Source organism: Acidisoma sp. S159 (genome assembly GCF_009766125.1).
In the GTDB taxonomy this organism is placed as follows: domain Bacteria; phylum Pseudomonadota; class Alphaproteobacteria; order Acetobacterales; family Acetobacteraceae; genus Acidisoma.
Genome location: NZ_LMUG01000063.1, coordinates 12,240 through 18,773 on the forward strand (window position 1 = coordinate 12,240; position 6,534 = coordinate 18,773).

At 58.7% G+C, this 6,534-nt stretch carries 6 protein-coding genes and 1 pseudogene; 3 read left to right on the plus strand and 4 right to left on the minus strand.

Annotated features, from left to right (window positions below; all coding sequences use genetic code 11):
- Positions 1-593: 593 nt before the first annotated feature.
- The 3 genes from GSQ92_RS22055 (at position 594) to GSQ92_RS22065 (ending at position 3,735) form a co-directional block, all read left to right on the plus strand.
- Entirely contained in the window at positions 594-1,412 is an 819-nt protein-coding gene (locus GSQ92_RS22055; RefSeq protein WP_159013979.1) for a class I SAM-dependent methyltransferase, read from the plus strand.
- A 155-nt stretch (positions 1,413-1,567) separates the two neighbouring features.
- Positions 1,568-2,902: a transposase gene (locus tag GSQ92_RS22060; RefSeq protein ID WP_159013980.1), complete on the plus strand. Its 1,335-nt coding sequence runs from the start codon at positions 1,568-1,570 to the stop codon at positions 2,900-2,902.
- Between the two features lie 158 nt (positions 2,903-3,060).
- On the plus strand, positions 3,061-3,735 hold the full coding sequence (locus tag GSQ92_RS22065; protein ID WP_159013981.1) for an SOS response-associated peptidase: 675 nt from the start codon (positions 3,061-3,063) through the stop codon (positions 3,733-3,735).
- Between the two features lie 235 nt (positions 3,736-3,970).
- Here the strand turns inward: GSQ92_RS22065 and GSQ92_RS22070 are convergent, their stop codons facing one another.
- The 4 genes and pseudogenes from GSQ92_RS22070 to GSQ92_RS29865 all read right to left on the minus strand — a co-directional run.
- Positions 3,971-4,327: a hypothetical protein gene (locus GSQ92_RS22070; RefSeq protein ID WP_216856900.1), complete on the minus strand. Its 357-nt coding sequence runs from the start codon at positions 4,325-4,327 to the stop codon at positions 3,971-3,973.
- 661 nt (positions 4,328-4,988) lie between these two features.
- Positions 4,989-5,465: a hypothetical protein gene (locus tag GSQ92_RS22075; RefSeq protein ID WP_159013983.1), complete on the minus strand. Its 477-nt coding sequence runs from the start codon at positions 5,463-5,465 to the stop codon at positions 4,989-4,991.
- Positions 5,466-5,797: 332 nt separating this feature from the next.
- Entirely contained in the window at positions 5,798-6,001 is a 204-nt protein-coding gene (locus GSQ92_RS22080; protein ID WP_159013984.1) for a hypothetical protein, read from the minus strand.
- Between the two features lie 68 nt (positions 6,002-6,069).
- Positions 6,070-6,534 (minus strand): annotated as a pseudogene (locus tag GSQ92_RS29865) (ISNCY family transposase); the annotation flags it as partial.

The window sequence follows — 6,534 nt, forward strand, 5'->3', positions numbered from 1 at the left end:
GCCTTCCAATGAAAGGGGCGGGCTGGCTATTATCATCCAAGTTGAGCAGCCTCACCTAGCTATATCAAAAACCACTCCAGGCGCTTCGAAAGGTCGATATCCTCTATGCGTACCGCGCGGGGATTTTTTCGACATCATGAGTTTGCAGAAAGGTTGGGACGCGAACGCCCGGGAGCGCGGCACTGAGCATTTAGATAGAGGTCGGGCGCAGTCCAAGACAATGAAAAGATTTTTACCGTCTCATTCACGCGACGCAGATGTCTCTTCTAGACGTGTCCATATTTAATTTAGCGACGGCGTGCAGTGTAGACAGAAAGATGTGCGTCTCTTCACATCTCGAGTTCTTTTGCAGACGCGAAATTTCTATGGCCAGCACAGGCAAGCTGAAGGCTGAAACGGCGAGACCACGTCGCTGACGAACAAAGTGCGGAAGTTTATGATGCTAGTGGTGCCCCGATGACGGCTTCGTAGGATGTGGCGCCCGCCTTACAAAGCCAACCCTCATTCGACATTTCCCAGGCGAGAATCTTCAAATTGCCCTTGACTGAGACCACGTTTGGTAGGTTGCTCTGCGTCCATCCGGAGGGGCCGACATGAGCACCACGGCAAACTATATCCTCGGTCACGAGAATCCAGAATTAGAGCGATTGCAGATCCAGGCGAGATTGATTGAGAAGGTCAGCCGACGGCTCCTTCGAGAATGCGGGATCGGCCCTGGCATGCGTGTCCTCGAAATCGGCTGTGGCCCTGGTGACATGTCTATGCTTTTGGCCGAGGCCGTAGGGGATAATGGAAGCGTCGTCGCGTTCGATCGCGAAGAGCACCCGGTCGCGCTTGCACGCCGCAGGGCGCGATTAGCCGGTTTCGAGAACATCGACTTCGTCGTGACGACGGACGACGCTCTTCCAAGTCACCCACCGTTTGATGCCGTCGTCGGCCGCTACGTTTTAATGCACCAGCCGGACCCGACCGCGATGGTGCGACGTGCCGCCGAAGCCGCGAAACACGGAGGAATCGTTGCGTTTCATGAAATCGCACTTCGCGTCGATGTGCGGTCACTCCCTCCAGTCGCACTGTTTGACCGCGTCAGCGCCTGCCTCGGATCTGCGTTTGCCAGACTATTGCCGCATCACGATATCGGAGAGCGACTCGTCGGATGTTTCGAGGATGCGGGTCTGCCCGGCCCCGAACTCATCTGGGAGTCGATTGCGGGTGTTGCAAATTCGCCGATAATGCCTTGGGCTGCTGAGACTTATCGTATCATGCTCCCACACATCGAGCGCCTCGGGATCGAGCACGGGGATATTGGAGATCCTGACACGTTGGCTCAACGCTTGAAGGAGGAAGTGGCGGCGGCGAAGGCCCAGGTTGTTACCAAGCCCCAAACCTGCGCGTGGGCGCGTCGGCCCTAAGAAACACGTTCTCCGGGCTGGCAAGCGAAGGGTGGGACCGCTGTTCGGTAAAGGCTGACGTCCAAGCTCGCCGCCCACCAAGAGTGTGGCAATTGCCGCTAGCAGCCTGTCGGATTGGGGTACCCAAGTTTTTTGATCCTGGGTGGAATTGGTTCATGGCTAATTTCATCGCAACCGATCGCGACCAAGCGTTTCTTCTGCCGCCTGACATGAAGGCGTGGCTGCCAGAGGACGACCTAGCGCATTTTGTGGTTGTGGCGGTTGAGCGGGTGCCGGTCGGGGCATTCGAAGTCCCTGCTCGGGCCGGAGGCAAGCCGCGATACCATCCACGGCTAATGTTAGCTCTTCTGGTCTACACGGTATTTTCTCCGTCTCGTCGGATCGAGCGGGCGACGTATCGTGACATCGGGTTGCGTTTTATTGCGGCCAGTTTACATCCCGACCACGATACCATCGCGGTGTTCCGGCGATTGAACAAGGCGGCCGTCGAGGCGGCGTTCTTGCAAGTTCTGCTGCTGGCGCGAGAGGCTGGGCTGCTGCGGCTCGGCACTGTGTCGATCGATGGCACCAAGATCGATGCTGACGCGTCAAAGATACGCTCGGTGCGCTACGACCGGATCAAGGCGCTGCGGGCAAAGCTCGCGACCGACATCGCAGGGCTGATGACGCAGGCCGAAGTGGACGACGCCGAGGGCTGCGATCCGCAGGCACTGCCAGAGGAGTTGGCACGGCGCGAAACGCTCAAGGCCAAGCTGGATTCTGCCTGTGCCCGCCTAGAAGCCGAAGCAAAGGCCGCGGCGGACGCCGCGCGACCGGCCTATGAGACGAAGAAAGCGGTCTATGATGCCAAGAAGGGCCGACGCGGCCGAGCGCCCAAACCACCCGACGAAGATCCCCTGGCAGACCGGCAAACCAATCTGACCGATCCAGATAGCGCTCTGATGCGCCGCTCCGACGCGCATGAATACCGTCAAGCTTACAATGCGCAGGCCGTGGTGTGCGCCGACGGCACACAACTTGTCCTGGCGACGGCATTGGTCGCAACGACAGCCGATGCCCCGAGCTTTGCCGCAACTGTTTTAGGAATGCAGACCACCATCGGCTTACCGAAAACCGTTTTAGCCGACACCGGCTACGCCAGCGGGCCGGCCGTGAGGGCATTGCAGGCACGCGGTGTCGAGCCGCTGGTGGCAATCAGACAAACCCAGCCGCACCGCCCCTACGACTTCCGGCCGCCGCCTGAACCTAAGGTCCCGCAGCGGATTATTGAACCCTGGCGTCTTGCGATGAAGGCCAAACTAGAGAGCCAAGATGCCAAGACCCAATACAAAAAGCGCAAACAGACTGTCGAGCCGGTCTTTGGCATCATCAAAAGCGCCATGGGATTTAAGCGATTTAGGCTACGTGGCCTGCTCAACGCAGCTACGGAGTGGAGCCTGATCGCTCTTGCTTACAACTGCCGTCGAATTGTTCGTCTGCAGGCGGCATGAGCCGTCCGATCGCAAACTAACCCTGCAGTCCAGGAAGCCCAATCCGACAGGCTGCTAGGCTGCCGTATCGAACACCGCCAGCGCCTGGTCGCACTTTCCGTTTGGATAACGACGAGGCTTTGGGTCTACTCCGTCAAACCTGATACACATTAGTTCGCATGTGCAATCTTTATAGCGTGACCAAGGGTCAGCAGGCGATCCGCGACTTCATCCGCGCGATGAACGATCGCACCGGCAACATGCCGCCGTTGCCTGGCATCTTTCCTGATTATCCCGCGCCGATCGTCCGCAACCAGCCAGACGGCCGCGAACTCACTATGGCGCGCTGGGGCATGCCGACACCGCGCCAATTCCTCGTCGACAGTAAGGGCCAGCCGAGGAAGTCGGACCCGGGCGTGACGAACATCCGCAACACGGCCTCTTCTCACTGGCGGCGCTGGCTCGGCGTCGAGAGCCGCTGCGTTGTGCCCTTCACGAGCTTCTCGGAAAATGAGGTGATGCCGGACGGCTCGCGCCCGCCGATCTGGTTCGCCTTCAACGAGAGCCGGCCGTTGGCGTGCTTCGCCGGCATTTGGACGCGCTGGACCTCGGTGAGGAAGGTCAAAGAGGGCGAGACGACCAACGACATCTTCGGCTTCCTCACGACGGAGCCGAACGCGGTCGTTGGCGCGTTTCACCCCAAGGCCATGCCGGTGATCCTGACGACGCAGGAAGAGATCGACATCTGGATGACGGCGCCTGCCCTGCAGGCACTGAGGCTCCAGCGGCCGCTCGCGGATGACGCGCTGGTCGTGGTCGCCAGGGGCGCGAAAGAGGACGGTGCGCCGCTCTGACTTCTGCTTTCACGCGCGCCCGAATCTCGCGCCGCTGGGGACGTCATCGGAGCTGAGGTCCCGCCAACATCCGACAATGGCCGAGGCGTCGTCCGGCAAGTCAAATTGCTCGGGATGTCTAGGCGTCACTATTGTCTTTCGGACAAAATAGATCGGCGCGCGTCGGCGCAGCGCCGGCCTCCGCGTTTCCTGCAGTGACAAGCGGGGTAACTACGTCGCTGACGCTACAATCGTCCTAGGATTCTGGAACGGGGTCGATGCCAAGTTCCTGCCGGATGTGCTGAAACTTCTTCGGATCGGCGAAGCGGCGGTCCGTCATCATTGCCCGCAGCTCGGCCAACCCTTTTGTCGTGAAGAATAACCGAGGGGGACGTGATGCGGTATCAAGCCGCATCAGCCCCCGCTCAATCAGGCCGTTGGCGATGGGCGAGAGCTTAGGCTTTCCGCTCTCAGGTCCGCCCCGCCAGGTTTTGAGCATAAAGCCCTCGGCGACCGTCGGATATGTCGAGAAGAACATATCGAGCTCTCGCCGGACATACTCTCGCTCGCCGGCCGTGAACCCCGCGGCAGTCTGATCGTTCAGCTTGCTCATGCCAAATCCAAATGAGTGGCCCCCTCTTCTCAGGAACGTAAGGTTTTGCGCCCGAGTCAATCCCGAAAGGTCGTTGGATTTTTGGTCTGGAAGAACATGAGGGCGGAATCCCACTACCCGCGCGATGTTGTCAATACCGATATCCCTTCTCAACGAGGCAATTCCCAAGCTGAGCTCAAATGTCTGCCAGCTATCTCGATGTAGTCTTTCTTCTAGCCGCTCCCGCCGTCCCTCTCCATCGCACCTGCATTGCCTCCTCTTGCAGCTCACGCGCAAGGTCCGCGCGCTTTGAAACCATCGCCGCCTCACTCTGACGCGCCAGATAGTGGCTCACGCAAAGAGATATGGACGAAAGTTAATCGCGACCACAGCGTAATTCTACACCACATGCACCTCGCTTTCCGGCGTGACCGTAGGCCGGAGTAATTGGATGCTAACTGCGACGCGCTGCTCCAAGCCTGAGCGACGCAGTAGCATAGATCTGAAGCTTGTAGGCTCGAGAGTTGACCGAACGGTCATTGCCGCACGACACAGATAGCGTGTCTATCGCCTTGTCAATCGCGATCCCGTTAGTCGGACGCATCGCGTCAACATCTCACGATCGCGCCTGGTAAGATTTGTCCCTGTGGCAACTTGCGTTCGTCGCGTTGTAATTTCTTCCCTAAACACAGGCGTTGAGACCTGATGCCGGCCAATTGAAAGGTTTGGCCTCAGATTTTTGCCATTTCCGGCAGCGTCTGTGAAATAGGACTTGTTCAAGCCGGCTATCGCGGCTGAGGCTAGCCATAGCATCAGCAAACCTTTTGTCGACATCAGCCATCGCCTCAGCCACGGATAGTTCATCCCGTGGCATGTCCTCCTCATGCTCCGAATAATCGGGCACCGGCTCCGACGCGGTCTGATAAGCGTCTGCTGCCTGTCGATGGATGGCTGCCGTCGCCGCTGCTTCCAGCATTTCCTTCAACCGAGCATGCCCAGTGAATTGGTGGTTGCGGCGGTAGGAAACGGCGGCGAGCTCATCACTCTCGTAGTGGAGCAATACCTGAGACAGCTCACTCGTTTTCAGGCATTGCTCAAGCACCTCCAGTTGGTCACGTGACGGGTAAATTATCTTGCTGTAGCCGGGGCGGCTGCTCATAACATCATAACGTCCACACGCGCCACGAAGCGGATCGCCGCGTTATGCGCTATCTCTTGAACAGGCCGCACCATTTGGTCGAGCCGGACCGAGACGGCGCCTTCACGTCCGCAAGAAACGACGCACGGCTTCCCGCCGTCCACAAATCGGATGGATTGAAAACAGAGTAGCGTGCCAGCTCGGCCTGAAGCGCGTTTGAGACCGTTTGATATTGCTCCGGCGACTATTTGCATAGACGCTCATTGATGGCCGCTTTATTGTAGTGGCCAAATCTGATTACGCAACGAATAGTCAGATTTTTTTTAGCGCCCAGAAAGGTGTTGTGAGCGGCACTACACCGTCGTCACCACCTCAACGATAGAGACTTCAGCAGACAGACGAGGCTGCCGCGCGATTACCAGCTCAGCGCCGCGCAGGTAAGCGATGATACCGTCAGCCGCCACCAATGACGCGCGAATGTCGTCCGGATGAGCGGATGCTCTGCCCTGAGCCCTGATGGCAGCGCTCATGGTCAGGCACAGGTCTGTCTCTTGCACGGCGTCCTCCCATCCGGTGAGGAGAACAAAGCACGAACTAAGCCTGATGAGGAGTCCTAATGTGAGGATCCGGCCACACCCCGAACGATGGCGCCATTCTTTTGCTCGACAAAGGCCTGATCATTTTTCCGATATGGTCGGCAGCGCGTGAGCTCTATTCCGTCGCGAAGGCAGTAGTTTCTAACGGTCTCGTTCATAAACACACTGTCGTTGTCCGTGTCGAAGCCCAGGAGAGGGAACGGCAACAGTTTTGCAGCTCGGTCAGCGCGGTCGTCAAAACCGTTTGCTCGCGCACCAGCAATGGCGCGCACTCCGTCCAACCCGAGGCAATATCGGTCAGCACCAGCGTCTGCGTAAAGGCCCCTTTGGCGAACGGGCCAGAGTGGGATACCAAATCAGCCTCGACAAAACCCAGCGCCGGGTTATCCCAGTCAGAGAAGGTGCGGATCGGAACACTGCGCCGGATTGCCGTCGAGGCTTTGCGCCGCCGCGGCCCCGTGGCGCTGATCCTGGTTTCTCTCAAGGCGCGATCG